This window comes from Methanococcoides orientis (genome assembly GCF_021184045.1).
GTDB classification, from domain to species: Archaea; Halobacteriota; Methanosarcinia; order Methanosarcinales; family Methanosarcinaceae; genus Methanococcoides; species Methanococcoides orientis.
Genome location: NZ_CP073710.1, coordinates 176,104 through 200,942 on the forward strand (window position 1 = coordinate 176,104; position 24,839 = coordinate 200,942).

Sequence of the window (24,839 nt, forward strand, 5' to 3'; positions counted from 1 at the left end):
CTATTTTTGACTCTTCTGATAAGCACTCTGCTAATGAAAATATTTAAATACAATAGGTTCCACCAATACACAAACCGTATTCGGTATCATTATACTTTTTAGAACTATGTAGTAATAATGTTTCGTAGCAATATCAGGAGAATAATTTATGAGTATGGAATATTTCAGTGGACTTACTGAGTCTACGGAGATCGTAAACAGTTTCGGGATGCTTACTGAATCTATGAGGATCACATTTGCAGCGGTCATGATCATGGCCACAATCTCAATCGCGATCTTCATGGTCGGTATGTATATCAATCTTAAAAAATGGGGCGAAGGTTCCGAAGGATACAGTCTTAAGCCTTCAGGAAGCATACTTGCATTCCCTAAAGCGTTAGCCTATCAGATGAGTGCAAAAGGACACGGCCATGGCCAGAACATATTTGTTACACTTATTCTTGATGCTCTCCTTCAGAGACGTGCTTTACAGCGCAGTCCTGCAAGATGGGCCATGCATCTAGCTATCTTTGGTGGATGGATCGCTCTTTGTATCATGTCAATAGCTATGTTCGTTGTTGAAGTAATTTACCTTCTTGGTGTACATGTTCTCTCACCTGAAGTTTTCAGAGAGATGCTCAGTTTCCCTAATGATGTATTCAGCTATATCCTGTTGTTCGGTATCATCATTGCAATTTTCAGGAGACTCTTCGTAACAAAAGCCCGTGAGAGCACTATTGCTTTTGATTCTGTCCTTCTTATCGGACTTACTATCATTGTCATCACAGGTTTCATTGCTGACGGTGTAAGGAATGGTACTTTCTGGGGTATGGGGATGCAATCCGATCTTGCACCACCTGCATCATTGTTCCACGTTGTGATCTCATTGTTCTTCTGTATTGCATATATCCCATTCAGCAAATATATGCATATGATCGCAGGACCACTTACTCTCATGGCTAACAAGGGAGGCGAATGATCATGAAAGGCGAACCTTCAATTAATACAAATAACTTTACTGCTGTGCAGCTCATGGAGCTCGATGCTTGTGTACGCTGTGGTGAATGTGTCAACTGGTGTCCAACCTATGATGCATCCGAAAAAGATCCTGGACTTGCACCAAGGGACAAGATCCTCAGGTGGAGACAGTTCATGAATAAGTCCTATGGTCTTCGTGCAAGGCTGTTCGGCCCAAAGGCAATTCCTGAGGAAGAGATCGAGCAGTTCAAGGATGATGTCTATGGATGTACTACCTGTGCAATGTGTGCAACTGTCTGTGAGGTCGGTATAAACACTGTTGAACTCTGGGAATCCATGCGTGCAAACCTTGTAAAGCGTGGAAACGGTCCATTCGGTAAGCAGGGAATGTTTGTTAAGCTCATCGGTGAGTACATGAACCCATACATGGCTGACAACAAGGACAGGCTCAACTGGATCACTGAAGATATCAAGATCGCTGACAAGGCAGAGCTCCTCTACTTCGGAGGATGTACTGCAGAACTCAGGGAAGCAAAGCTGGCATTAGCTACAGCACGTGTGCTTAACAAGCTTGGCATTGAGTTCACAATGCTTGGTGAAGACGAATGCTGCTGCTGTTCCGCACTTGTCAGGACCGGTCAGTATGAGATCGAGGACATTGCACGTAAGGCTGCAAGAAGCAATGTTGATGGTATCGTTGCAAAGGGTGCAAAGACTGTTGTCTATGCATGTGCAGGATGCTTCAGGGCTTCACTCGTTGATTGGCCAAGGCTTCTTGGTGAAGAGCTTCCTTTCAAGGTTGTTCATATCACAGAGTATCTTGAGGGACTTATCAAAGAAGGAAAGATCGAATGGGAAAAGCCATTTGACAACCTTACTGTAACATACCACGATCCATGCCACCTTGGTCGTCACGTAGGTGTCTTCCAGCCTCCAAGGAGTGTTCTTAACGCTATCCCTGGTATTACTCTGAAAGAGATGGACCGTATCAAAGAAAACCAGCGCTGCTGTGGAGCTGGCGGTGGTGTGAAGGCAGGTATTCCAGACCTTGCTCTCAAAGTCGCTGAGACTCGTGTTCAGGATGCTCTTGCAAAGAACCCTGATATTCTCTCAAGCGCATGTCCATTCTGTAGAAGGAACCTTTCTGATGGAAGGGATTCCCTTGGTGCAGATGAGCTTGTTGTTGAGGATGTTATCGTTCTTACAGCTGAAGCACTTGGAATTGAACTTGATGACTGAGTAGAGGGCTGAGCTCTCTACTTTTAATCTCTTTTTTTCTTATTTTTATTTTTAACGCAGTTCTTTTCCACAGTTACTTTTAAATATTGCTACTTCCTCTCTGATTCATGGAAATTCCCTATGAACTTCTGGGTAAGCTATTCGTATATATGCTTCTCTTTGCTCTACTGGGGATCGTTTTAGCTTTACTTGTTGGATCTTACAGTTTTAAGAAGAAAAAGGTTGTCTTCCCGAACTTTGTTCTATTCATGCTTTATCTGTTCTACTCGCCTGCCAAATGGATGTGTGGTGTCTTCTCTATAAGGGTTACTCTTGTGGATGAGATCCTTATTGAGGTAAGGAATGCAGTAATGCGTGATGATTTTATCAATGCAAAAGGCCCAAGGGCTGTATTTTTGCCCCAGTGTATGCGTCATGCCAATTGCAGGGCCCGATGTGATCCTATAATTGGATATGAATGCAAAAAGTGTGGTCTATGCGATATCGGAAACATCTGTGAAGCTGCTGATGAACATGGTTTCAGGGTTTACGTGATCCCTGGTGGTAGTTTTGTAAAGAAGATAATGAAAGCACACAGGCCCAATTCATGTATTGGTGTGGCATGCTATACTGACCTTTCGGAGTCGATGGGGGAAATGTCATTTATGCCGGTTCAGGGTGTTTGCCTCTTGAAGGATGGTTGCTTCAACACAAAAGTAGATGTTGCTGAAGTGATCGAAAAAATGGAGCTCTGCAATGTATAACTTGATAGGCAAATTATTATTGGTCTTTTTAGGGCTATCTATTTTTATTTCAGCTCTATCGCTTTATGTTAGCCGTGTAAGTCTTACTCGAAGCGTCTGGCTTTCCGGTTTTTTTGCGAATGTACTGGATTTCTTTTTCCTGCCACTTAAATATCTATTTTGTAAGTTCTCAGATCCAAGAAAACTTGATCGTTGGATGGTCTCTTTAAAGAATTCTGCACACAAGTCTGATTTTGCAAAGACAAAGAAACGGCTTATGTTCGTTCCGCATTGCATGCGTTCACTTGATTGTCCTGCATATGCAACGAAGTATGGTATACAGTGCAAGTCCTGTGGCAATTGCGTTATGGGCGAGTTGAAAGAAGATGCAAAAGAATATGGGTATGATCTCTACATTGTAACTGGTTCTTCTTTTGTCAAGAACATCCTGAGGGACCACTATGCAGATGGTGTACTGGTCATTGCATGTGACTATGAGATAAATAAGGGGATGAGGTCACTTGCAGGAACAAGTGTTGTGACCTATGGTGTCCCTATGCTGAACGATGGTTGCTATAATACAAAAGTAGATTACGATCTGGTCACTGACACTATGAAGATGTTTGCCTGATCGTTCCTGTAATTTTATTCCGAAACAAAAATGTGGTTTGTGAGTGAGGAGAGTAAGCTCCCTTCTGTTGGTGCAAAATTCCTTATCTGCAGGGCGGACAGGGAAGTTCCTTACGGACTCTTGCACTGACGACATTCGGCTAAGCGTTAATAACTTCGGGACGGTCCAGAAACCCGTTTTATCCCTACTTCCAACTTGCACCCACGAGGTTTCGCCGTTCCATCCACTTTCCATGCGACCTCAACCTTTCAGTATCATTGCATTAACATGGGGTGGTATCGTTTCTGTGCCAGCGCCCTGGCTCTCGCCAGATACCCTTCACAGGCGTTCGTGTATCTGGATGATGGGGAGACTTTCCTCAGGCCAAAGGCCCGGCGGTCGTCCTTCCTCTCTCGGGTGTAAGGTTGTGTATGTTAGATATATATCTGGCGCTAAAATCTGTCTTCTGTTCTGATCTTATTTTGTTTTATTTTTTCTTATTTGCATTTTGGTTAATTTTATTTCTTTTTGTCCTGCCGATTGAGTTTATTTCTATATTTGATTTTACAAAGGTTATAAATGGTATTATTTATATACTTTATATTGTTATTAGTACTCTTAAATGACTTTTTCTGTGGTGGAAATATGTCTGAAAAAACAGTGTTTGATCAATATAAAGAAATGGTCGAGAAGACCAAACAACTTCATTCGGAACTAGTGGTGTTGTCTTCAAAAGTAGGTGGTATGGTGGAAACTATCGATTCAGGTCTGCCTGGTTCAGTTACACCTGCACAAGGGGTTACTTTGCGTGGTTCTGATATTAATGCTGCCAATGGTTTTGGGAACTACTCTTCGAAGTCTGCTTCTTTGAAGGGACGTGAATCGGACATTAATGACTGAATTTATATTATCCTTTGATTGATTATTCCCTCATTATCTTTTCGATAAGTTTTTTATTGTCCCTCTCGATCAAGTTCTTTATTTTTTTAGGAATAATTAAAAAAGACGTAATATTTATGTACTGTTTAACATTAATGATTTATTGTAATGTCTATGTCATGTGAATTCATTGTTTATGAGGTCGATTAGGGGTTCTGTTGCATTGAACAAGAAAATAATGATAGTTGATGATGATGCTGACACCATTTATCTTGTCAGTTCTCTCCTTGAAACAGAAGGTTTCGAGGTGGTGGGGGCTGGCAGTGGTGCTAAATGTCTGGAAATGCTTGATATTGAAAAACCAGATGCTATATTGCTGGATCTAATGATGCCTGATATGGATGGCTGGGAAACTTTCCATAAGATCAAAAAAGAATTGCCTGATGTTCCGGTCTCGATCCTTTCCGCAAAAGGGCAGAAGTTCGACCGGATGCTTGGACTTAATGTCTTGAATGCAAATGATTACATTACAAAGCCATTTAATAATACTGAATTTGTAGGACGTATCAAGTCCCTTGTTGGGGATGCTTGATACAAACTAATTCTTGCATTTTTATTTATCTATTTATTTATCTTTCTGAAATCTAATTTTTGAACTTGCAAGTTCAATACATTATCTTGCATATGATGGCTTTCCCATCCTTTGCAAAAAGATGTACTGTACCTGAACCCGTTAGACCTTCCTCTATCTCATTTCGCATTTTCCAGTATCTTGCAGGATCAATTCCTGCTCTTAATATTACTGTGTCAACATCTTCTTTCCGGAGTTCCTTATTAATTAGTGCAGTGTCCAGCTCCACTACCTTAAGCACTTCATAATTGTTTTTTGCAATAGTGTTGTTTATCGGAGATTCGGACGTAAGCAGAATCCTCTTTTGGTCAATGTTAAAAAGGCTTACTTGCGAACTTGAATCTGTCATGATCGCAGCTGCAAACTCTGGGAGCAATTCGGCTTTGACGACTGAAGGTTCCGGTTCACAAGCAAATGGTCCAATATCTTCTGTTTTTACTACTTCTGCCTTTGGGTCATTCGAATCGATCCTTTTTTCGGAGGGTAGTGAAACTGCTGAACGGTCGCATGATCTGATATCTCCAAAGTACAGGTTCAATCGATTTAACTGTCCGTTAAGTGACAGGTACTCTTTCTCACAATCGAAAGGGATCCTGGCAGGAGTCATTTGTGGTGGTGCTTCGAATGCAAAATTATTCGTTTTTTCTGCATAGGCAGAAAGTACATTTGGAATTCCCGGTTCAAGGCTTGAAACGTGACGCTTATCTTCTGATGGTGGTCTTGCAGGATCTGAGAACAGGATATCTATCTTTGGGACCTGTTCGATCACTTCCTCTGAAAGTGCATCTCCGCAGATGAATTTCACGTTATCCAATCCATAACGTTTGCAGTTCTTTTCTGCATATTCTATCTTTTGAGGATCTATCTCTATGGCGTAGACCTTTTCACATTCTTTTGCAAAGAATATGGTCTGGCCACCAATCCCGCAACTTATATCTGCGATAGTTCGGCATTTGAGGCGTTTGGCACGGTAACTTGCAACTACTTCCGGTGTTGCAAAACGCAGGCCATCATTATCGGCTTTAATTCTGTTATCAAATTTCTTTTTTCGTGACACTTATGATCAGTATGAATGAAAGGTTCAATCGATTTAAATCCATCCAATGATTTGAGCTTTATTCTCCGGTACATTTAACTATGTCCGGGGATGTTCAGAAAATATCCATTAAAATCTCTGGATATGTTTAATGATTATCTCTATTTTTCATCGGTTGTGTGAAAACCCTTGGTCGTATGCATTTTCATCGGACCACTTAATATGGAATCCGTGCAAAACCTTTATATATTGAATCTAACATTTAGGAACCCTAAGTTAGGATTAAGTATGTAATTTGGCCTTGCCACTTTACAAAACTAAAGATCATAACGTAGGAATAAGCAAGTGTGAAAAGTCGGATTTAACAGGAAGTGTTCATGGGCCTCTTCACGGAATGCCCGCTCTTGTGTGCAAATGTGTGCAAGGGAGCACCGAATGGCTAGATCTTTTAGAGATGATTGAGTACGAACGTACGGAAGGATTCGTCCTATCCGTTATGACCAGTATGTTAGTTATCTTGCTTTCCGCGTAATGTGGGCAGTCAGTCTGCATAGCTCTGTTTTGAGCTATAAGATATGCTGCATACATTTTGGAATTTAAACTCTTTTCATTGTCTTGTCCTACATCATGAAAAAACGAAACGTTGTTTCAAAAAGAATCGTAAAAGAAGGAGAATACAAATGGCAAAAGGACACAGACCAAGACGGGGTTCCCTTGCATTCAGTCCACGCAAGCGAGCACAAAGTCACATTCCAAGGTTTAGATCATGGCCAGAGTCAAGCGCCGAACCTAAACTGCAGGGTTTTGCAGGTTACAAGGTCGGTATGACTCACGTTATCATGATCGATGACACAAAGAACAGTCTTACAGAGGGTACCGAAATATCCGTTCCTGTAACTGTCATTGAGACCCCAGCAATTCGTGTTGCAGCAATTCGTGCATACGGCGAGAACACTCATGGTGAGAAAGCTCTTGCAGAAGCATGGACAAATGTTCTGGACAGCGATCTTGACCGCAGGATCAAAGCTCCAAAGAACCATGACGTCAACGCAGCACTCGAAAAGATCGGGTCACTTGTCGAAAACGGCAAGGCAACAGATATCAGGGTCATCACATACACATTACCTTCAACACTTACTGGTGTTCCAAAGAAGGTACCGGATGTAATGGAAACTGGTGTAAGTGGATCTGATGTGGGTGCAAAGTTCGAGTTCGCAAAAACCATTCTGGGAACCATGGTGGATGTTTCAGATGTGTTTGACAATGGCGGAATCATCGATGTTGCAGCTATCACAACCGGTCACGGCACACAGGGCCCTGTAAAGAGATGGGGAATCAACCTCATGAAGAACAAACACTCCCGTCAGGGAAGTTTGAGACAGGTCGGTACCCTCGGTCCATGGACTCCTGCACACGTTAGCTGGAGAGTTCCGGCAATGGGTCAGATGGGTTACCATCAGAGAACTGAGTACAACAAGAGGATCTTAAAGATGTCTTCAGACGCTGAAGAGATCAATCCTGCAGGCGGATTTACCAACTATGGTGTTGTTCGTGGCAACTATATCTTGATCAAAGGCAGTGTTCCAGGTCCATCAAAGAGACTGATCAGACTCAGGGAACCAACCAGATCAAAGGTATCCAGCATGGGAGAACCTCAGATCGTTCACATTAGTACACAGTCCATGCAGGGGTGAAGTGAATGACCACAGCAAATATTATTGATTTATCAGGAAATGCTAAAGGCGAGATCGCATTGCCGGAAGTCTTTAATGAGATTTTCAGGCCGGATCTTATCAAGAAAGCAGTTCTTTCTGCACAGGCTAACAGACTCCAGCCATATGGTCCTAAGAAGTATTCAGGTATGGAAACATCAGCACACTCCTGGGGATCAGGCAGAGGTGTTGCACAGGTTCCAAGGATATCCAATGGAAGCCGTGTCGCAAGAATCCCACAGGCAGTGGGCGGAAGGCGTGCACATCCTCCAAAGCCGGAGACTGACCGTACAGAAAAGATCAACAAGAAAGAGAAGCGTCTGGCTATCAGATCCGCAATTGCAGCAACTATCGATGCTGACCTTGTAAAGGCACGCGGACACAGATTCGACGCAGAAGTTCCTCTTGTTGCAGAGAACACCATTGAAGGTCTTTTGAAGACAAAGGACGTAATCAGCTTCCTTCAGGCAGCTGGTGTCTATGATGATGTTATCCGCGCAAAGGAAGGTAAACACATAAGGGCCGGTAAAGGCAAGCGCAGGGGCCGTAAGTACAAGACAAGGAAGAGTGTTTTGATTGTGACTGGAGAGGAAAGTCCTATCCTTAAAGCAGCTAACAATCTTTCAGGTGTCGATGTTGCTACAGTAGACTCCCTGAATGCAGAACTTCTGGCACCAGGTACCCATGCAGGCAGACTTACTATATGGACTGAATCTGCAATAACCAACATGGAGGGTATGTTCATATGAGCGCTATTAGGTATCCATTCATTACTGAAAAAGCAATGATGCTTATGGATGATAATAAGCTTCAGTTCGTCGTCGACACACGCTCTAACAAGAAGCAGGTGGAGGCTGACGTGGTCAAGATGTATGGCTTTTCTGTAAAGTCAGTACGTACAATGACCACCATGAAAGGCTTAAAGAAGGCATTGGTCACATTCGAGGAACCGGATGCTGCACATGAGATCGCAACAAGGATCGGTTTGGTGTGAGGTGAAGGTACATGGCTAAAAGACTTATATCACAAAACAGAGGTCGAGGAAGTCCAACATACAGGGCTCCATCACACAAGTACAAAGCCGCACTCAAACACCCACGTGTGGATGAAGAGAGCGTTCTCAATGGTACAGTTATTGATATTACACATGATCCTGCAAGGTCAGCTCCTATTGTCAAAGTAGCCTTTGAGAATGGTGAGGAACAGTTGATCCTTGCTCCAGAAGGAATTGCTGTTGGTGAGAAGATCGCCTGTGGTGTTTCCGCAGAGGTCAAACCAGGTAACATTCTTCCTCTTGCAGAGATCCCTGAGGGTATTCCTGTATGCAACATTGAGTCAAAACCAAACGATGGCGGTCAGTTCGCAAGATCCTCAGGTGTTTATGCAACACTTGTTTCCCGTGAAGCTGCCAAGGTCGTTGTAAGGATGCCATCCGGTGTCTTGAAATGGTTCAATCCTAAATGCAGGGCAACAATCGGTATCGTTGCTGGCGGCGGAAGGGTTGACAGGCCATTCCTCAAGGCAGGTAAGAAATACCACAAGATGAAAGCAAGGGCTGCAAAATACCCACGCGTATCAGGAGTTGCCATGAACGTTATCGATCACCCGTTCGGTGGAGGTAACAGAAAGCACCCAGGAAGGCCAACTACTGTGAGCAGGAATGCACCACCAGGACGTAAGGTTGGTCAGATCGCAGCACGTAGGACCGGAAAACGTTAAACAAAGAGGTAATATACATGGCAAAGAAATCAACATCAAGATTACCAAAACGAAAGGGAGAGTTCATATTCCGTGGTCTTACGGTTGAGCAGCTCCAGCAATTGAGTTTTGATGAATTTGCAGAACTCCTGCCTGCTAAGGAACGCAGGTCTATACGCCGGGGTCTTTCTGATAATCAGAAGGATATTCTGCAACAGTTCAAGGACGGTAAGGAAAGCGTACGAACTCACTACAGGAACATGATCATCTATCCAGAAATGATCGGTAAGACCATCGAGGTCTACAATGGTAAGACGTTCGTAGCAACAGAGATAATGCCTGAAATGATCGGGCACAGATTCGGCGAGTTCGCTCCAACACGTAACAGGGTTTCACACGGAAGCGCTGGTGTCGGTGCAACACGTTCGAGTAAATTCGTACCATTGAAGTAAGGTGATGTGAATGGCAAGAATCAACTATACAACAGATCTCGATCCAGAGACCAGTTCAAAGGCAATGGGTTCAGAGCTTCATATCTCACCTAAGAAATCACGTGAACTCTGCAAAGCAGTTAAAGGTATGAAAACAAAGGCAGCAAAACGCTATCTCGAAGAGGTCGTCTCTTTGAAGCAGGCAGTGCCTTTTGGCAGGCACAATGACAGCCTTGGTCACAGAAAGGGTCCAATGGCAGCAGGTCGTTATCCTGTAAAGGTTGCATCTGAAATGCTTAAGTTGCTCAAGAATGCAGAGAGCAATGCAGAATACAAGGGTCTGAATGCAGATCACATGTACATTGCACATGCAGCAGCAAAGCGTGGACGTGTGATTCATGGTATGAGACCAAGGGCTCGCGGAAGGGCAAGTCCGAAAAACACGGAAACTGTCAATATTGAGATGATCATAAGCGAGGTGCGCTAATGGCTGTAGAGAAAAAGTTCGTTCAGGATGGATACATTAAGGCATCCATGGATGAATATTTTGCAAAACAATTAAGCAGGGCTGGTTATGGTGGTATGGAACTCAACCGTACTCCAATGGGTACCCAGATAACAGTCTATGCTGAGAAACCAGGTATGGTTATCGGAAAGGCTGGTAAGGTTATCCGTAAACTGACCCGTGATGTAGACAGGTTATATGACCTGGACAACCCTCAGATCGATGCACAGGAAGTCAAGAAGCCTGAACTGAATGCACAGATGATGGCATCAAGACTTGCTTCATCCATCGAAAGAGGATGGTATTTCAGGAAAGCCGGTCACAACACCATGCGTGCTATCATGAACGCTGGTGCGCTTGGCTGTGAGATCGTCATCTCCGGAAAACTGACCGGTGCAAGGTCAAGGGTGGAGAAGATGGTCAACGGTTATATCAAGCACGCAGGAAAACCTGCTGAAGATATTGTTGACGACGGTTTCGCTGTTGCTGTCAAGAAACTCGGTACCCTCGGATGCAGGGTACGTATCATTCATCCTAATGCAGTCCTTCCGGACGCATACAGAATGAAGACTGCCGAGGAACTTGCAGCATCAGGTGTCGTTGCTCCTGCTGAAGAAGCAAAGAGTGCAGGCATTGAGGAGCTTGTAGAAGCTGAAGGTGCAGTTGCAGAGGCTGAAGAAACAGTTGTTGAAGCAGCAACAGAAGTAGAAGCTGAAACTGTAGAAGCAGCAGTTGAAGAAACATCAGAAGCAGAAGTTGTAGCAGAAGAAACTATGGCTGAATCAGCAGACGATGAATCCGAAGCTACAATTGAGATCGTTGATGGGGAAGAACGCCGTGAGGTCAACAATGTATGGCAGCACAAACATGAAGGTCACGACTATTGGCACCCAATGGCCCGTGTCCACAGGGAGGGCTAATCATGGCAATTCTTCGTACAAAAGAAATAAGGGATATGAACCCACACGAACGTGTGGACGAACTTGAGAAGATCCGAAGTGAGCTTATCCGTGAGCGCGCACTTGCATCAGCAGGTGGAGCTCCTGATAATCCAGGTAGGATCGGTGAGCTTAGAAGGACAGTTGCAAAGATCAAAACGATCCAGAACGAACTGAAGGAGATCTGATTTGGAAGCATCGGCTTCTAATCTGATTTTCCACGAGCTTATCGGGCTTGTTACGGAAATAATCGAGTCAACAAATCCCACACTAAATAACATAAAAGGCAGAGTGGTCAACGAGACACGCAATATGCTTGTGATCGAAACGGAAGATATGGAAGAGAAAATGGTTCCTAAAGAGGGAACTGTTTTTATATTTCATATCCCATCCCATTCTGCTAATCAAGATCAACGTGTTATAACAGACGGGAAATTATTGCTCTCACAACCCGAGAATAGAGTCAAGAATCTTAAGAAAATACGCATGAGGTAATAATCATGGCAAAAGATATTGGATTGGATGTACCAGAGCCGTCCAAGGAATGTGATGACGTAAATTGTCCATTCCACGGCAACCTCTCCGTAAGGGGACAGATCCTCGTCGGTACTGTTGTAAGCGACAAGATGGACAAGACAGTGGTCATTCAACAAAGGCGTGAAAAGCTGATAAATAAATACCAGAGATATGAGAAGAGGCAATCAAAGATCCACGCTCACAATCCACCATGCATCGATGCAAAGGTTGGAGATATTGTGACATTCGCTGAATGTCGCCCTCTCAGCAAAACCAAATCATATGTAGTCGTTAAGTCGGAGGTGCAGGCGTGAGGGGTATTCGTTCAACGATCCCACGCGCACTGAATGCCGGCGCTAAGATCGAATGTGTTGATAACACTGGTGCACGTACTGTAGAGATCATCTCAGTCAAAAAGTACCGAGGTGTAAAGAACAGGATGCCAAAGGCAGGTATTGGCGACATGTGTGTCGTATCTGTAAAGAAGGGTACTCCTGAGATGCGCAAGCAGATCATTTACGCAGTCGTTGTACGCCAAAAGAAGGAATTCCGCCGCCCGGATGGTCTGAGAGTAAGTTTCGAAGACAACGCGGTAGTGATCGTAGATGATAAGGGTATCCCAAAGGGAACCGACATCAAAGGTCCTGTTGCAAGAGAAGCAGCAGAAAGATTCCCAAAGATCGGTACAACAGCATCCATGATCGTATGAGGTGTTAAATTATGGTATCAAATCAGCCAAGAAAACAGAGGAAAGCACGTTACAATGCACCCCTCCACATCAGGCAGAAATATATGGCTGCACCTCTTTCAAAGGAGCTTCGCGGCAAGTATGGTCGCAGTGCAAGCGTTATTGTCGGTGACACTGTTGTGGTAATGCGTGGTGACCATGCAGGTACTAAAGGAAAGGTCGAAGCATTGTCCTTGAAGAGCGGAACCATCGTAGTCGAAGGTGTTTCTGTTAGCAAGGTAGATGGAACCGAGGTTCCAAGACCGATCTATCCTTCAAATGTGATGATAACATCACTTGAACTGAACGATAAACGCAGAGAATCAATATTATCTAGAGGTAGGTGATTCTAGTGGGCAATCATCAAAAGAGAATATCTGTCCCAAATAGCTGGCAGATCTCAAAGAAGTCCAACAAATGGATAACATCCACAAGACCAGGTCCTCATAACAGATTACAGAGTCTTCCTCTTGCTGTTGTGCTTAGGGACATGCTTGGTGTCGTTGACAACCGGGCAGAAGCAAAGAGAATACTTTCAGAAGGCAAGGTCCTTGTTGACGGAGTCGCAAGGAAGGATCTAAGGTTCCCTGTAGGTTTGATGGATGTAATTAGCATCCCATTGAACAATACAGAATACCTTATATTGCTTGATGGTAAGGGAAGGCTTGTTCTGAACAAGCTTGAGGGTATGGGCGCAAACAAACTGTGCCGTATTGAAAATAAGACTGTCATCAAGGGCGGAAACGTACAGATGAACCTGAACGATGGTACAAACCTTAATGGTTCCAACGATTACAATACAAAGGATTCAATCATACTTTCCCTTCCTGACAAGTCAATTGTAAAACACATCAAGTACGAAGTAGGCAATCTTGCAATGATCGTTGGTGGAAGCCACTCTGGAGAGATCGGTACTATCAAAGAGATCAACAAGGTAAGGAGCTCTAAGTACAACACAGTGACCATCTCCGGTGAAACCGAGTTCGAGACAATCGAGAACTATGTTTTCGTAGTAGGCGAGAAGGAGCCAGAGATCAGCTTAGGTGGTGAGTCAATTGAGTAACTCAATGAGAGATCCTAAGGTCGATAAAGTGGTCGTCCACATGGGTGTTGGAGAAAGTGGTCAGCACCTTGTAGATGCAGAAGGGATCCTTGAAGCTGTTACCGGTCAGACCGTTATAAGAAGCTATGCAAAGAGAACTTTGCCTGCTTTCAGTATCAAAAAGAACGAGCCTATCGGATGCAAGGTAACTCTCCGTGGAGATGCTGCAGAAGATTTCCTGACAACATCTCTGGAAATTATCGAAAAAACACTCCGTGCATCCCAGTTCGATGACTATGGTAACGTTTCTTTTGGTGTTGAAGAACACACTGACTATCCTGGCATGAGGTACGATCCTAACATCGGTATCTTTGGAATGGATATAAATGTGGTTGTAAACCGTCCTGGTTACAGGGTAAACAAAAGAAGGGTCATGAAGCGAAAGATACCAACTTCCCACAAAATCTCAAAAGAGGATACGATATCTTTCTTTAAAGAAAATTATGGTGTGGAGGTAGAATAATGACTCAGACAGAGAAGAACTTTGGAAGAGGCGCAAACGAGTGTAAAAGATGCGGCAGAAAGCAGGGTCTCGTACGCAAGTATGGTATCTACCTTTGCAGGCATTGTTTCAGGGAAATTGCCCATGATATGGGATTTGAAAAATATACATGAGGTGAACAGGTATGGTATTATTAGATCCTCTTGCTGACGCGTTATCTATGATCAAGAACGCTGAAGCTGTTGGTAAAGATTCCTGCACTATCAAGCCCGCATCAAAGCTCATAGGGAATGTCCTTAAGGTCATGAAGGACCGTGGATATATCGGTGAGTTTGAGTTTGTGGAAGATGGTAAGGCTGGAGTATATACAGTAGAACTTATTGGACGTATTAACAAGTGTGGAGCTATCAAGCCACGTTATTCAGTTGGAGCAACCGAGTTCGAGAAATGGGAGAAACAGTTCCTTCCTGCAAAGAACTTTGGTGTTCTGATCCTTACAACACCTCAGGGAGTAATTTCCCAGTATGAGGCTCGTGAGAATAACGTTGGTGGCCAGTTATTATCATTTGTGTACTAATTTAAGGGTGAGATGATATGGCAAAAGAAATCAAAAAAATAATCTCGATTCCTGAAGGTGTGACAGTAACGTTAGAAAATAACGTTCTGTCCGCTTCAGGGCCCAAAGGTACTAACACAAGATTCGTGTGGTATCCAGGTGTAAACATTGAAGTGAACGGTTCAGAAGTGATCGTTGACTCTCCATCATCGAGGAAAAAACAGAAAGCAATGGTCGGAACGCTTTCTTCCCACATCAATAATATGATGAAGGGAGCTGTGGATGGATTTGAGTACCACATGAAAGTGGTCTACTCTCACTTTCCAATGCAGCTTAAGGTCGAAGGAAAGCAGTTTGTCATCAGTAACTTCCTTGGTGAGAAGAAGCCAAGGGTTTCCAAGATCCTTGGTGAGACAACTGTAAAAACAAGTGGTGACGAAGTCATTGTCTCCGGTATCAACAAGGAAGATGTCGGTCAGACCGCTGCTAACATAGAGCAGAAGACAAAGATCAAACGCTTTGATCCACGTGTGTTCCAGGATGGTATATACATCGTTGAGAAGAGGGTATGAGAGAGAAAGTGTAGGTGATCTGAATGGAAGATACAGTTAATGAAACTAACATGAAAGAAGCAGTTACCACTGAACTTGCACTTGATGATGAGTCCAAGAGACTTTTTAAAGTCAGGAAAGTCCAGAAGGCTAAGAAACCTGCATTCAAGAGGACTGATTCACACAAGTACAAGCGTCTGGATTCCAACTGGAGAAGGCCAAGAGGTCTTCAGGGCAAGCAGCGCAAGCACATTGCTGCAAAAGGTGCTCTTGCACAGGTAGGATATGGCAGTCCTGCAGCAGTAAAAGGTCTTCACCCATCCGGGTATGCAGAAGTTCTTGTGAACACCGTTAAAGACGTTGATGACGTTGATGCTTCCTTTGAAGCTATAAGGATCGCAAGGACCGTTGGTGGAAGGAAGAAAGCAATCATCGAGGCAAAAGCAACTGAAATGGGTATTAAGATATTGAACCCTACCAGGAGTGAGTAAGATGACTAATCTCACAAACCAGAAAAAACTTGCAGCAAAGGTCCTGGGATGCGGAGTCCACAAGGTCTGGTTAGATCCTGAAGCTTCTGCTGAAATAGCAGTTGCTATTACAAGAGAAGATATCCGTGGTCTTATCGCAGGCGGAAGCATAAAAGCAGAGCTTGTAAAGGGTGTTAGCCGCGGACGCGCAAGAGAAAGGGATGCAAAACGTAAATACGGCCACCGCAAGGGTCATGGTTCCCGTAAAGGTAGAAAGGGTGCACGTAACCCGAGGAAAGAGCAGTGGATGAAAAAAATCCGTGCTCTCAGAAGGAGGCTTAAAGAGCTTCGTGCAGATGGTACACTCGATAAGTCCACATACTGCAAGGTCTACCGTAAAGCAAAGGGTGGCGAGTATAGGAACTTAGCTCATATGGAAGCGCATCTTAATATTAAGAAGACAGAATGAGCCTGAGGAATAAACAATGAAGACAAATTTACATGTTAAGTTGATGTGGAGGATCTAATATGGCTACAGGAGCCCGTTATAAAGTCCCATTCAGGCGACGAAGGGAAGGGCGTACAGATTATCACCAGAGACTCAGGTTACTTCTGTCAAAAGAGGATCGTGTGGTTGTGCGTAAGAGCACAAGGCACATGCAGTTGCAACTTGTGGCACCAGATGCAAAGGGAGATATGACATTAACGTCAGCTATCTCTACTGAGCTTGGGAAATATGGATACGAGGAAGCAACCGGTAACACAACCGCAGCATACCTTACAGGTTTCTTGTTCGGACACAAGGCACTTAAGGAAGGCTATGAGAGCGGTGTACTGGATATCGGAATTCAGGCATCATCACCAGGATGTCGTGTATATGCAGCACTCAAAGGTGCTGTTGACGCAGGACTGGATGTGCCTCACAATTCCTCAGTATTCCCATCTGATGAGCGTATAAGAGGAGAACACGTTGCAGAATATATGGAAGGATCCAATCTGCCGGAAGTGTTCGAAGCAGTTAAGGAAAAGATCCTTGCAGAGTTCAGTTAAGGTGTGGTTATATGGCATATGAATATAATGAGGAATGGGTACCCAAGACAAGGCTTGGTACGCTTGTTTCAGAAGGACAGGTTACTTCCATGGATGAAGCCATGGATTCCGGTCTCCCTATAAGGGAATCAAAAATCGTTGATATATTATTACCTGATCTGGAGGATGAAGTTCTCGATATCAACATGGTTCAGAGGATGACTGACTCTGGAAGACGTGTCAAGTTCAGGGCAACCGTTATCGTTGGAAACGGCGATGGTTTTGTTGGACTTGGTCAGGCAAAGGATGTACAGGTAGGACCTGCTATCAGAAAGGCTATTGACAATGCAAAGATCAACATCACACGTATCAAACGTGGATGCGGTTCATGGGAATGCGGTTGTGGACTTCCACATACCGTTCCTTCCGAGGTCACTGGAAAGGTAGGTAGTGTCACTGTAGTATTGAAGCCTGCACCACGTGGACTTGGACTTGCTGCTGGAGGCACTGCAAAGAAAGTGCTTGAAAAAGCAGGTGTCAAGGACGTATGGACCCGCACAGAAGGTCAGACAAGGACCACTCTCAACTTCGCAAAGGCAACATACATTGCTCTGATGAACACAGGCACTGTAAGAAGGCCAATTGTATTTGATGAGACGGAGGACTGAATATGTTCGCAGTAGTCAGAATGAGGGGCCAGGTAAATGTTCGCGGTGAGATCGAGGATACTCTCGGTATGCTTCGCCTTCACAAGGTCAACCATTGCGTATTCCTTGCTGACAACCCTAACAACAAGGGTATGATCCAGAAAGCAAAGGATTACATTGCATACGGTGCTATTGATGCTGATACTCTGGCAGATATAATTGCCAAGCGCGGCAGGCTCGAGGGCGATGAACGTGTGACAGATGCTTATGTGAAGGAGAATACTGATTTCGACTCCATTAAAGCATTCGCAGAAGCTCTTGTCAGCGGTAATGCAAAGATCAATGACGTTCCTGGTCTGAAGCCGGTTTTCAGGCTTCACCCACCAAGGAAAGGTCATGCTGGTATCAAGAGGACCGCTCAGCAGGGCGGTGTCCTTGGAAACCATGGTGAAGACATAAAGACACTTTTGAACAAGATGAGGTGATGTTACTATGAGCAACAAAACCAACACAAAGAAGTTCAGGGGTTCCCGCACCTGTGGTGGCGGTACTACTAAGAATCGCCGTGGTGCAGGTAACCGTGGTGGACGTGGTAGATCAGGTGAAAATAAGCATCACTTCACAAGGGCTTTACAGGGTGGATACATCCGTGGAAGCGGTCGTGGTTTCTCCCGTCCTTTGAAGATGATCCGCGATGTTTCAGTTGTGAACGTCGGTGAACTTGACGAACTTGCAGATCAGCTTGTTGAAGATGGTTTTGCACAGCTTGAAGCTGGTGCATATTCTATCAATCTTGCAGATCTCGAAATTGAAAAAGTTCTTGGTACCGGAAAAGTAACAAAGAATATGGTTGTTACAGCAAGCAGCTTCTCAGGAGTTGCACGGAACAAGATCGAAAATGCAGGTGGATCCTGCGTAGAAACCGAAGAGTAATGTCTTTTCAGACATTACTTTTATATTTGTTGCGTTTTTATTACTGCTGATTAATTTGATTAAAGAGAGTCTAATGGACTTTCAATCCGAATAAAGGTGTAGTTAATGAGTCTCAGGGAGAGTTTGGAACCGTTTTTTAACAGATTGCCCGCCGTTGCAAGTCCAGAGGGGCATGTGCATTTTAAAAACAAGTTAATGTGGACTCTTGGAATACTGGTACTTTACTTTGCTCTTGCAAATGTACCACTGTTTGGTCTTTCAAGTGATTCCATTGATTTGTTCGAACAATATAGAGCGTTCTTTGCTGGAGCATCAGGATCACTAATGCTTCTTGGTATAGGTCCTATTGTTACCGCATCTATTGTCCTTCAGCTTCTTGTGGGAGCTGACGTTATCAAGCTCAACATGTCCGATCCTGCAGACCAGGCGTTCTTCCAGGGTGCACAGAAATTTATGGTCTTTGTAATGATCGTTCTTGAAGCTCTTCCACAGATCGTAGGAGGCTATATCCAGCCGGATGCCGGAGTAGCATCTGCTCTTGGAGTTGGTCTTGGAGTTGTTACGTTCATTATATTCATCCAGATCTGTATCGGCGGTATGCTTATCCTGTTCATGGATGAGATCGTGTCAAAATGGGGAATTGGTTCCGGTGTGGGACTGTTCATCGTTGCTGGTGTTTCGCAGCAGATCGTAACTGGATTGTTCAACTGGGAACTCGACACCGGAGGTCTTCCTATCGGAATTCTTCCAAAGTGGATATATATAGCTCAGAATGTGGGACTAGATTACATTTTCACAGGCGATGGGGCCATGTTCCTGCTTATCAGAGGTGGAATCCTGGCACTTGTGAGTACAGTTGCGATCTTCCTGCTGGTAGTATATGTAGAAAGTACCCGCATTGAGATCCCATTAGCACACAGCGCTGTAAGAGGTGCAAGGGGTAGGTTCCCTGTAAAGCTTATCTATGCATCCGTTCTTCCGATGATCCTTGTAAGGGCTCTCCAGGCGAACATACAGATGATAGGTCTGCTACTTTCAGGACGTGGTATTACTCTGTTTGGTGAATACTATGGTTCCACTCCTATTAACGGTGTGATGTATTATCTTTCACCTATAAACAGTCCATATGACTGGATACCTTCACTTGTACGGGAAACATTTACAGGATATGGTGCTCCGGTGCCTTCAATGTGGCAGGTAGGACTGCATGTTCTCGTTGATGCAACGTTCCTTATCGTTGGTGGTATCATATTCGCTCTGTTCTGGATCGAAACTACTGGCATGGGTGCCAAACCTACTGCACAGAAAGTGTTCAATTCAGGAATGCAGATCCCTGGTTTCAGGCGTAATGTTGGAAGTATTGAGAAGGTCATGGTCAGGTACATCCCGAAGGTAACCATTATTGGTGGTGCTTTCATTGGCGGACTTACACTTCTGGCAAGTTTGCTGGGTACCATTGGTGGTGCCGGAGGTACAGGGTTACTGCTTACAGTAAGTATTGTATATCGTTTGTATGAGGATATTGCATCTGAACAGATGATGGAAATGCATCCAATGGTCAGATCTTTCTTCGGACAAGAATAAACGAAAAAATGGAGATATTTAAATGAATGTTGTGTTATTTGGTCCACCGGGTGCAGGAAAAGGCACCCAGGCCAAGGAACTGGCTAAGCATTATCAGATCCCTCACATATCTACCGGTGATATTTTGAGGGCTAACGTGCGTGATGGTACCGAACTTGGACGTGAAGCCAAGGGATACATGGATAAAGGCGAACTTGTGCCTGATGAAGTGTTGATTGGCATTATCAAGAACCGTCTCACAGAGTCTGACTGCAAGACCGGTTATCTTCTTGATGGATATCCAAGGACAACTCCTCAGGCAGACGCTCTGTCAGGCATCCTCGATGATATTGGTATGCCTCTTGAAGTCGTCCTTAATATTGATGTTGCCGATGAGGAACTTGTAACCCGTCTTTGTGGAAGGTACATGTGTAATTGTGGTGAGAGTTATCACATCAAGTTCAACCCTCCAAAAGAAGAGGGTGTCTGTAACGCGTGTGGTGCACAGCTCTACCAGCGCGATGATGATAAAGAGGATGTCATCAGGCAAAGACTCGATTCCTATAAAGAGAAGACTCAGCCTCTTATCGATTATTACAAGGAGAAAGGTATCCTTGTTAATATTGATGGGGCTGGTGAGATCAGCAGGGTATTTTCAGATATCTGCGAAGTACTTGACCAGTACAAGTAAACTAATAGAAGGTGATGATGCATGGCAGATTCAAATTTCAAGAAAACAGCAGAAAGGTTTGTACTGGCGGTCGGTATCTCTTTAATGATAGGGATTCTTGTTCTCGGTGAGGAGGGCAGGGAGGGTATCGGAGCTATTGTTGGCATCCTGATGGATCCTATAAGTGCTATGGTCGGTGATGGCAACTTCCATATAATGTTGTTCATCATGGCAGCGATCACTGCTTTGTATGCATCACTTATTCAGAAATATACCATTAACTGGCAACTTATGCGCAACACACAGGAGCGCATGAAGTCCTTCCAGAAGGAATTCCGTGAGGCACAGCTCTCACAGAATACCTATATGGTCAAGAAATTGGAGGAACAGCGTGCTGATATGATGTCTGACCAGATGGAAATGTCAAAGCAGCAGTTCAAACCGATGGCATATATCAGTATTATCTCTTTGCCTCTTTTCATGTGGGCATATCATTACATTAGCCTGCATCCGGGTGCTTCACTGGTATTCCCATTTTGGGGAGAACAAGAGCTTGTGACTACTGTTCTGGGTCCGATCCAGTATTGGATATTCTGGTACTTCATTACATCACTGGCTATCAGTCAGGTAGTGCGTAAAGCACTGGACATTGGTGGCGTCTAAGCATGCTTTTAACTATTAGTGGGCTGCCGGGCAGCGGAACCACGACTGTGGGGAAACTACTGGCAGAACATTATGGTGTGGAGATTATCTCTGCGGGTGATGTTTTCAGAGGTCTTGCAAAAGAACGTGGAATGACACTTGCAGAGTTTGGTGCTCTTGCAGAGTCTGATCCTTCTATTGATATCGAGATCGATAAAAGGCAGAGCAAGATCGCGAATAGTTCTGATTGTCTTATTCTTGAAGGTCGCCTTGCAGGTCATATGGCTGAAACTGCTCTGAAGTTGTGGGTAAAAGCTCCAATGGAAGTCCGTGTAAGGAGGATAGTTGAAAGAGAAGGCTCTTCCTTTGATATACGCCTGAGGGAGACTGTGGAACGTGAAGCTTCAGAAGCATTACGTTACAAAGAGATACATTCAATTGACATTAACGATCTTTCTATTTATGATATGGTTATTGATTCCAGCCGCTGGGACCAATTTGTGATCACAGACATTCTCATAAAGGCCATCGATGGCTGTGGCGGATTTTAATAAATAACTTGTAGGTACTATGGTTTCATCACGAATTTCTAAAGACGTGGACATGATGGTCGTAAAGGCACATGCCACTACGAATGCCGCATACGGTTGCAAGCCTGAAGATCGTCCTATTCTTGATTATATTAATCTGGGTGTCGTGAACATCGACAAACCTGTTGGTCCAACCAGCCATGAGGTAACAGCATGGATAAGGGATATGCTGGGTGTAAGCAAAGCCGGTCATTCAGGTTCACTTGATCCTGGTGTAACAGGTGTGCTTCCAGTGATGCTTGGAAAAGCTACTAAAGCAGTCTCAGCCCTGCGCCTTTCAGGCAAAGAGTACATCTGCCTCATGCACCTTCACAATGACGTTCCTGAAATAAAGATCAAGCGTGTATGTAAGGACTTCAACGGTCCCATTTACCAGACCCCGCCTATTATCTCTGCTGTCAAGAGGCAGTTGCGGATCAGGAATATCTATTATCTTGATGTTCTGGAGATCGAAGGTAGGGAAGTGCTCATGAGGGTGGGCTGTGAGGCAGGGACATATCTGCGCAAGCTTTGTCATGATATTGGTCTCATACTGGGTTGTGGTGGCCACATGAAGCAGCTACGCAGGACAGGTACAGGTCCATTCAGGGAAGACACTCTGGTGACTCTCTACGATCTTAAGGATGCCTGTGTTTTCTGGCAAGAGGACAACGATGAGACCGAGCTTCGGAAGCTTATACTCCCAATGGAGGCTGGTTTGTCTCATCTGCCCCGCATTGTTATACGCGATACTGCCGTAGATGCGATATGCAGGGGTGCATACCTTGCAGTTTCAGGTATCGTTTCTTTTAGCAAGAGCATAAAAAAGGACGACAAGATCGCGTTATTTACCTTAAAAGGAGAAGCTGTGGCACTATGCAAGGCATCTATGGATTCCGATGAACTACTGAACAATGATCACGGAATAGCCTGTATCACCGAAAGAGTAATAATGGATGCCGCTATTTATCCAAGTTGCTGGACGACAAAATAAACGCCAGTCAGCACGAATAAGGCTTTTTTGCCGAGGTAGTCTAGTGGTAGGGCGCAAGCCTGGAAAGCTTGTGGGGCCTGTCCCCTCGGGAGTTCGAATCTCCCCCTCGGCGCTTTAATATTTTTCTGAAATTAATATTAAGCTCTTGATTACTATTTTTCTTCAATTATCCAAATATTCTTTGGTAATTTATATATCCCGAAAACTCACATTATTCTATGTGATAGGTATGTTGGGGGAAATAACAAAAACCATAGTAATAGTTTCAACAGTTTTAATTTTATTTACGACTGTGTGTATAGCGGTAGATTTTGATGATTGTACGGACTGTCATCAGGAATCTTATGATCAGTGGAGTTCTTCTGCTCATGGTACTGCAGATTGTGAGATATGTCATACTCCTGCTGAAGGAGGATTTGATGGTCATGTCGTGGATCCTTCTGGTTCAGTTCCAACTGCAGATCTGTCTTCAGAGGTTTGTGGGGATTGCCATGCTGCTATCTTTGATGAGTGGAATGAGTTTGCAGGCGAGGAGTTCGATATGGAAGCAATGGCAAGCCATTCCGAGCCGACGGAGGTCGCAGAACCATACGTATTGCATTCGGATGTCTCCTGCGTAGTGTGCAAGAGTACTGATGGTGCAATACTGAACCTTGAAGAGGCTGAGGTATATATGCTAAATGAGGAAGCTGCTCACGACCTTGAAGTGACCGAATGGGCAATAGCATGTGTTGCCTGCCATGATCCTCATGAAGGTGGCCTCTGGTTGGAGGAAAGCACACTTCTGTGTGGCAATTGTCATAATACGGAGGGAGTGGTTGCAGATGGTAAAACTCCTGTCGTCAGGCACGCTCAGTGGGATATGGTAAGTACTTCAGTATATGTTGACGGAACTCACCCTACGGGGATAGGTTGTGTTGACTGTCATATGTCAATGGTCCCATTGGATGGTGAAGTTACTACCGGTCATGACTTTGATTTTGATGCAGTGGCGCTTTCCGATCCTGATTCATCTAATGAATGTTATTCCTGCCATCTTGACTCATTATCATCATCTGTCGAGGTCAAACAGGAAACAGTTTCCCAGAGGCTCTCTTATCTTAATTCATTAAAAGAAGAATCAAATGTTGTCCTTGAAAGTTTCAATGGAACAGATGTCTATGGACCACAACTTGCCAACTATAACAACGGGCTTTTCTATCTTACAGAAGTTGAAAATGATGGGAGCCTTGGAATCCATAATATGTTCCGAACTGAGGACGATCTTGACATGGCAGAAAGGTACTTCAATTTGGTTATTGGGGAAAGTTTAGGGGTTGATGAACCTGTAGGCCAGGTTCCTGCACCAGGCGGAATTGTTGTGGTAATGATATTTGCTACAGTTGCCTTTTTAATAAAGAGGGATTGATGGCCATCCCTCTTACCTATCTATTTTATCTTTTTTAATTGAACGCTTTAAGGACTGCTTTTCCATACTCCTTAGCGCTTTTTGGATCTCTGCCGGTAACGATCTTTCCATCTGAGATTACACCTTTATCTTTGTGCTTGGCCCCTTTGTCCTTAAGTATGCTGACGGTCTCATCATTCTTGAAAACTGTACTTTTCTTTCCTTCAAGAACGCCTGCATTTGCTAGTACGACAGGTGAGATGCATATTGCAGCGACGACCTTACCCTTCTCATATGCTTTTTTGACGATATCCTGCAGTTCATTGTTGTTCCACAGGTATTGTCTGGAACCTCCACCACCGGTGATGGATATGGCATCATATTCATCAATGTTCACATCAGAGATGCTAAGGTCAGGTTTAACTTCGCCTCCGAGTATTCCCTTTGCCTTTTTTGTGGTATTACTGGCAACGGTGACCTTTGCACCACTTTTCTCAAACACTTCCTTTGGTTCAAAGAATTCCTCGTCCCTGAAGTTTTCCTGTGCAACTATCATGAGTATTTTCTTCTGCTCTGTCATTTGATCACCTTTAGATATTGTTTATGTTATCATTTTGAGAAATGTTTCTATTGATTCAATGTTCTTGCACCATCTTATAAATCAATGGCGAATTTTAATTCAT

At 44.1% G+C, this 24,839-nt stretch carries 37 protein-coding genes, 1 tRNA gene and 1 other RNA gene; 36 read left to right on the forward strand and 3 right to left on the reverse strand.

All coding sequences use genetic code 11. The annotated features are described in order from the left end of the window. Nucleotides 1-148 precede the first annotated feature (148 nt). From J7W08_RS00925 to J7W08_RS00940, 4 genes are all read left to right on the forward strand, one after another. Nucleotides 149-958 (forward strand): disulfide reductase, encoded by an 810-nt coding sequence (locus tag J7W08_RS00925; protein WP_375141055.1) that lies wholly within the window; start codon nucleotides 149-151, stop codon nucleotides 956-958. Beyond that, nucleotides 958-2,196: a (Fe-S)-binding protein gene (locus J7W08_RS00930; RefSeq protein WP_233085711.1), complete on the forward strand. Its 1,239-nt coding sequence runs from the start codon at nucleotides 958-960 to the stop codon at nucleotides 2,194-2,196. The genes J7W08_RS00925 and J7W08_RS00930 overlap by 1 nt, the downstream gene beginning before the upstream one ends. Before the next feature lie 107 nt (nucleotides 2,197-2,303). Beyond that, nucleotides 2,304-2,939 carry a DUF116 domain-containing protein gene (locus tag J7W08_RS00935; protein WP_233084834.1) on the forward strand — a complete coding sequence of 212 codons (636 nt, stop codon included), beginning with the start codon at nucleotides 2,304-2,306 and terminating at the stop codon, nucleotides 2,937-2,939. Continuing rightward, nucleotides 2,932-3,549: a DUF116 domain-containing protein gene (locus J7W08_RS00940; protein WP_233084835.1), complete on the forward strand. Its 618-nt coding sequence runs from the start codon at nucleotides 2,932-2,934 to the stop codon at nucleotides 3,547-3,549. The genes J7W08_RS00935 and J7W08_RS00940 overlap by 8 nt, the downstream gene beginning before the upstream one ends. Nucleotides 3,550-3,590: 41 nt before the next feature. Here the strand turns inward: J7W08_RS00940 and rnpB are convergent. Further along, nucleotides 3,591-3,943: RNase P RNA component (gene rnpB, locus J7W08_RS00945), an RNA gene on the reverse strand. Nucleotides 3,944-4,173: 230 nt separating this feature from the next. Between rnpB and J7W08_RS00950 the strand changes: the two genes are divergently transcribed. Together J7W08_RS00950 and J7W08_RS00955 are read left to right on the forward strand one after the other, a co-directional pair. After that, the gene (locus J7W08_RS00950; RefSeq protein WP_233084836.1) at nucleotides 4,174-4,428 is read left to right on the forward strand and encodes a hypothetical protein; all 255 of its coding nucleotides are present in this window, start codon (nucleotides 4,174-4,176) and stop codon (nucleotides 4,426-4,428) included. A 175-nt stretch (nucleotides 4,429-4,603) separates the two neighbouring features. Continuing rightward, entirely contained in the window at nucleotides 4,604-4,999 is a 396-nt protein-coding gene (locus tag J7W08_RS00955) for a response regulator transcription factor (protein WP_233084837.1), read from the forward strand. Nucleotides 5,000-5,072: 73 nt separating this feature from the next. On the opposite strand, the gene J7W08_RS00960 is transcribed toward J7W08_RS00955, so the two are convergent. Next, on the reverse strand, nucleotides 5,073-6,095 hold the full coding sequence (locus J7W08_RS00960) for a methyltransferase domain-containing protein (RefSeq protein WP_233084838.1): 1,023 nt from the start codon (nucleotides 6,093-6,095) through the stop codon (nucleotides 5,073-5,075). Between the two features lie 659 nt (nucleotides 6,096-6,754). Here J7W08_RS00960 and rpl3p point away from each other — a divergent pair. From rpl3p to J7W08_RS01110, 30 genes are all read left to right on the forward strand, one after another. Further along, nucleotides 6,755-7,768, forward strand: coding sequence for a 50S ribosomal protein L3 (rpl3p, locus tag J7W08_RS00965; RefSeq protein ID WP_048193250.1), 1,014 nt, complete (start codon nucleotides 6,755-6,757; stop codon nucleotides 7,766-7,768). A 5-nt stretch (nucleotides 7,769-7,773) separates the two neighbouring features. After that, on the forward strand, nucleotides 7,774-8,535 hold the full coding sequence (rpl4p, locus tag J7W08_RS00970) for a 50S ribosomal protein L4 (RefSeq protein ID WP_233084839.1): 762 nt from the start codon (nucleotides 7,774-7,776) through the stop codon (nucleotides 8,533-8,535). Next, the gene (locus J7W08_RS00975; RefSeq protein ID WP_233084840.1) at nucleotides 8,532-8,780 is read left to right on the forward strand and encodes a 50S ribosomal protein L23; all 249 of its coding nucleotides are present in this window, start codon (nucleotides 8,532-8,534) and stop codon (nucleotides 8,778-8,780) included. The genes rpl4p and J7W08_RS00975 overlap by 4 nt, the downstream gene beginning before the upstream one ends. Before the next feature lie 11 nt (nucleotides 8,781-8,791). Beyond that, nucleotides 8,792-9,505 (forward strand): 50S ribosomal protein L2, encoded by a 714-nt coding sequence (locus J7W08_RS00980; protein WP_233084841.1) that lies wholly within the window; start codon nucleotides 8,792-8,794, stop codon nucleotides 9,503-9,505. A 17-nt stretch (nucleotides 9,506-9,522) separates the two neighbouring features. Then, complete coding sequence (locus J7W08_RS00985; RefSeq protein WP_233084842.1) at nucleotides 9,523-9,936, forward strand: 30S ribosomal protein S19; 414 nt, start codon at nucleotides 9,523-9,525, stop codon at nucleotides 9,934-9,936. Between the two features lie 10 nt (nucleotides 9,937-9,946). Further along, nucleotides 9,947-10,402, forward strand: coding sequence for a 50S ribosomal protein L22 (locus J7W08_RS00990; RefSeq protein ID WP_135606321.1), 456 nt, complete (start codon nucleotides 9,947-9,949; stop codon nucleotides 10,400-10,402). Further along, complete coding sequence (locus J7W08_RS00995) at nucleotides 10,402-11,340, forward strand: 30S ribosomal protein S3 (RefSeq protein ID WP_233084843.1); 939 nt, start codon at nucleotides 10,402-10,404, stop codon at nucleotides 11,338-11,340. Before J7W08_RS00990 ends, J7W08_RS00995 begins: the two co-directional genes overlap by 1 nt. A gap of 2 nt (nucleotides 11,341-11,342) precedes the next feature. Further along, the gene (gene rpmC / locus J7W08_RS01000) at nucleotides 11,343-11,546 is read left to right on the forward strand and encodes a 50S ribosomal protein L29 (protein WP_233084844.1); all 204 of its coding nucleotides are present in this window, start codon (nucleotides 11,343-11,345) and stop codon (nucleotides 11,544-11,546) included. Nucleotide 11,547: 1 nt separating this feature from the next. Next, on the forward strand, nucleotides 11,548-11,853 hold the full coding sequence (gene rnp1 / locus J7W08_RS01005) for a ribonuclease P protein component 1 (RefSeq protein ID WP_233084845.1): 306 nt from the start codon (nucleotides 11,548-11,550) through the stop codon (nucleotides 11,851-11,853). A gap of 5 nt (nucleotides 11,854-11,858) precedes the next feature. Then, nucleotides 11,859-12,188, forward strand: coding sequence for a 30S ribosomal protein S17 (locus J7W08_RS01010; RefSeq protein WP_233084846.1), 330 nt, complete (start codon nucleotides 11,859-11,861; stop codon nucleotides 12,186-12,188). Further along, entirely contained in the window at nucleotides 12,185-12,583 is a 399-nt protein-coding gene (locus J7W08_RS01015; protein WP_135613091.1) for a 50S ribosomal protein L14, read from the forward strand. Before J7W08_RS01010 ends, J7W08_RS01015 begins: the two co-directional genes overlap by 4 nt. An 11-nt stretch (nucleotides 12,584-12,594) precedes the next feature. Further along, the gene (rplX, locus tag J7W08_RS01020; RefSeq protein WP_233084847.1) at nucleotides 12,595-12,948 is read left to right on the forward strand and encodes a 50S ribosomal protein L24; all 354 of its coding nucleotides are present in this window, start codon (nucleotides 12,595-12,597) and stop codon (nucleotides 12,946-12,948) included. 5 nt (nucleotides 12,949-12,953) lie between these two features. Next, nucleotides 12,954-13,664: a 30S ribosomal protein S4e gene (locus tag J7W08_RS01025; RefSeq protein WP_233084848.1), complete on the forward strand. Its 711-nt coding sequence runs from the start codon at nucleotides 12,954-12,956 to the stop codon at nucleotides 13,662-13,664. A 4-nt stretch (nucleotides 13,665-13,668) separates the two neighbouring features. Beyond that, nucleotides 13,669-14,166, forward strand: coding sequence for a 50S ribosomal protein L5 (locus tag J7W08_RS01030; RefSeq protein WP_233084849.1), 498 nt, complete (start codon nucleotides 13,669-13,671; stop codon nucleotides 14,164-14,166). Beyond that, nucleotides 14,166-14,318 (forward strand): 30S ribosomal protein S14, encoded by a 153-nt coding sequence (locus tag J7W08_RS01035; RefSeq protein WP_048193264.1) that lies wholly within the window; start codon nucleotides 14,166-14,168, stop codon nucleotides 14,316-14,318. Before J7W08_RS01030 ends, J7W08_RS01035 begins: the two co-directional genes overlap by 1 nt. Before the next feature lie 11 nt (nucleotides 14,319-14,329). Beyond that, nucleotides 14,330-14,722: a 30S ribosomal protein S8 gene (locus J7W08_RS01040; protein ID WP_091690577.1), complete on the forward strand. Its 393-nt coding sequence runs from the start codon at nucleotides 14,330-14,332 to the stop codon at nucleotides 14,720-14,722. Nucleotides 14,723-14,739: 17 nt separating this feature from the next. Next, a complete protein-coding gene (locus J7W08_RS01045) occupies nucleotides 14,740-15,273 on the forward strand; it encodes a 50S ribosomal protein L6 (RefSeq protein ID WP_233084850.1) in 534 nt (177 codons plus the stop codon). Nucleotides 15,274-15,296: 23 nt separating this feature from the next. After that, nucleotides 15,297-15,743, forward strand: coding sequence for a 50S ribosomal protein L32e (locus J7W08_RS01050; protein ID WP_233084851.1), 447 nt, complete (start codon nucleotides 15,297-15,299; stop codon nucleotides 15,741-15,743). A 1-nt stretch (nucleotide 15,744) separates the two neighbouring features. Continuing rightward, entirely contained in the window at nucleotides 15,745-16,191 is a 447-nt protein-coding gene (locus tag J7W08_RS01055; RefSeq protein WP_233084852.1) for a 50S ribosomal protein L19e, read from the forward strand. Between the two features lie 59 nt (nucleotides 16,192-16,250). Then, entirely contained in the window at nucleotides 16,251-16,772 is a 522-nt protein-coding gene (locus tag J7W08_RS01060) for a 50S ribosomal protein L18 (protein WP_233084853.1), read from the forward strand. Between the two features lie 11 nt (nucleotides 16,773-16,783). Then, nucleotides 16,784-17,419 (forward strand): 30S ribosomal protein S5, encoded by a 636-nt coding sequence (locus J7W08_RS01065; protein WP_233084854.1) that lies wholly within the window; start codon nucleotides 16,784-16,786, stop codon nucleotides 17,417-17,419. A gap of 2 nt (nucleotides 17,420-17,421) precedes the next feature. Then, nucleotides 17,422-17,883 carry a 50S ribosomal protein L30 gene (locus tag J7W08_RS01070; RefSeq protein WP_233084855.1) on the forward strand — a complete coding sequence of 154 codons (462 nt, stop codon included), beginning with the start codon at nucleotides 17,422-17,424 and terminating at the stop codon, nucleotides 17,881-17,883. Between the two features lie 7 nt (nucleotides 17,884-17,890). Then, nucleotides 17,891-18,331: an uL15m family ribosomal protein gene (locus J7W08_RS01075; RefSeq protein WP_233084856.1), complete on the forward strand. Its 441-nt coding sequence runs from the start codon at nucleotides 17,891-17,893 to the stop codon at nucleotides 18,329-18,331. A gap of 105 nt (nucleotides 18,332-18,436) precedes the next feature. Beyond that, nucleotides 18,437-19,915 carry a preprotein translocase subunit SecY gene (gene secY, locus J7W08_RS01080; protein ID WP_233084857.1) on the forward strand — a complete coding sequence of 493 codons (1,479 nt, stop codon included), beginning with the start codon at nucleotides 18,437-18,439 and terminating at the stop codon, nucleotides 19,913-19,915. A 22-nt stretch (nucleotides 19,916-19,937) separates the two neighbouring features. Next, nucleotides 19,938-20,585 (forward strand): adenylate kinase, encoded by a 648-nt coding sequence (locus J7W08_RS01085; protein WP_233084858.1) that lies wholly within the window; start codon nucleotides 19,938-19,940, stop codon nucleotides 20,583-20,585. A 21-nt stretch (nucleotides 20,586-20,606) separates the two neighbouring features. Beyond that, on the forward strand, nucleotides 20,607-21,227 hold the full coding sequence (locus tag J7W08_RS01090; protein ID WP_048193274.1) for a DUF106 domain-containing protein: 621 nt from the start codon (nucleotides 20,607-20,609) through the stop codon (nucleotides 21,225-21,227). 2 nt (nucleotides 21,228-21,229) lie between these two features. Beyond that, on the forward strand, nucleotides 21,230-21,757 hold the full coding sequence (gene cmk / locus J7W08_RS01095; protein WP_233084859.1) for a (d)CMP kinase: 528 nt from the start codon (nucleotides 21,230-21,232) through the stop codon (nucleotides 21,755-21,757). Nucleotides 21,758-21,776: 19 nt separating this feature from the next. Continuing rightward, nucleotides 21,777-22,769, forward strand: coding sequence for an RNA-guided pseudouridylation complex pseudouridine synthase subunit Cbf5 (locus J7W08_RS01100; protein ID WP_233084860.1), 993 nt, complete (start codon nucleotides 21,777-21,779; stop codon nucleotides 22,767-22,769). Between the two features lie 29 nt (nucleotides 22,770-22,798). Continuing rightward, a tRNA-Ser gene (locus tag J7W08_RS01105) sits at nucleotides 22,799-22,881 on the forward strand. 180 nt (nucleotides 22,882-23,061) lie between these two features. Beyond that, nucleotides 23,062-24,177: a cytochrome c3 family protein gene (locus J7W08_RS01110; RefSeq protein WP_233084861.1), complete on the forward strand. Its 1,116-nt coding sequence runs from the start codon at nucleotides 23,062-23,064 to the stop codon at nucleotides 24,175-24,177. Nucleotides 24,178-24,211: 34 nt separating this feature from the next. Here J7W08_RS01110 and J7W08_RS01115 read toward each other — a convergent pair whose 3' ends face one another. Continuing rightward, on the reverse strand, nucleotides 24,212-24,736 hold the full coding sequence (locus J7W08_RS01115) for a DJ-1/PfpI family protein (RefSeq protein ID WP_233084862.1): 525 nt from the start codon (nucleotides 24,734-24,736) through the stop codon (nucleotides 24,212-24,214). Between the last annotated feature and the right edge of the window lie 103 nt (nucleotides 24,737-24,839).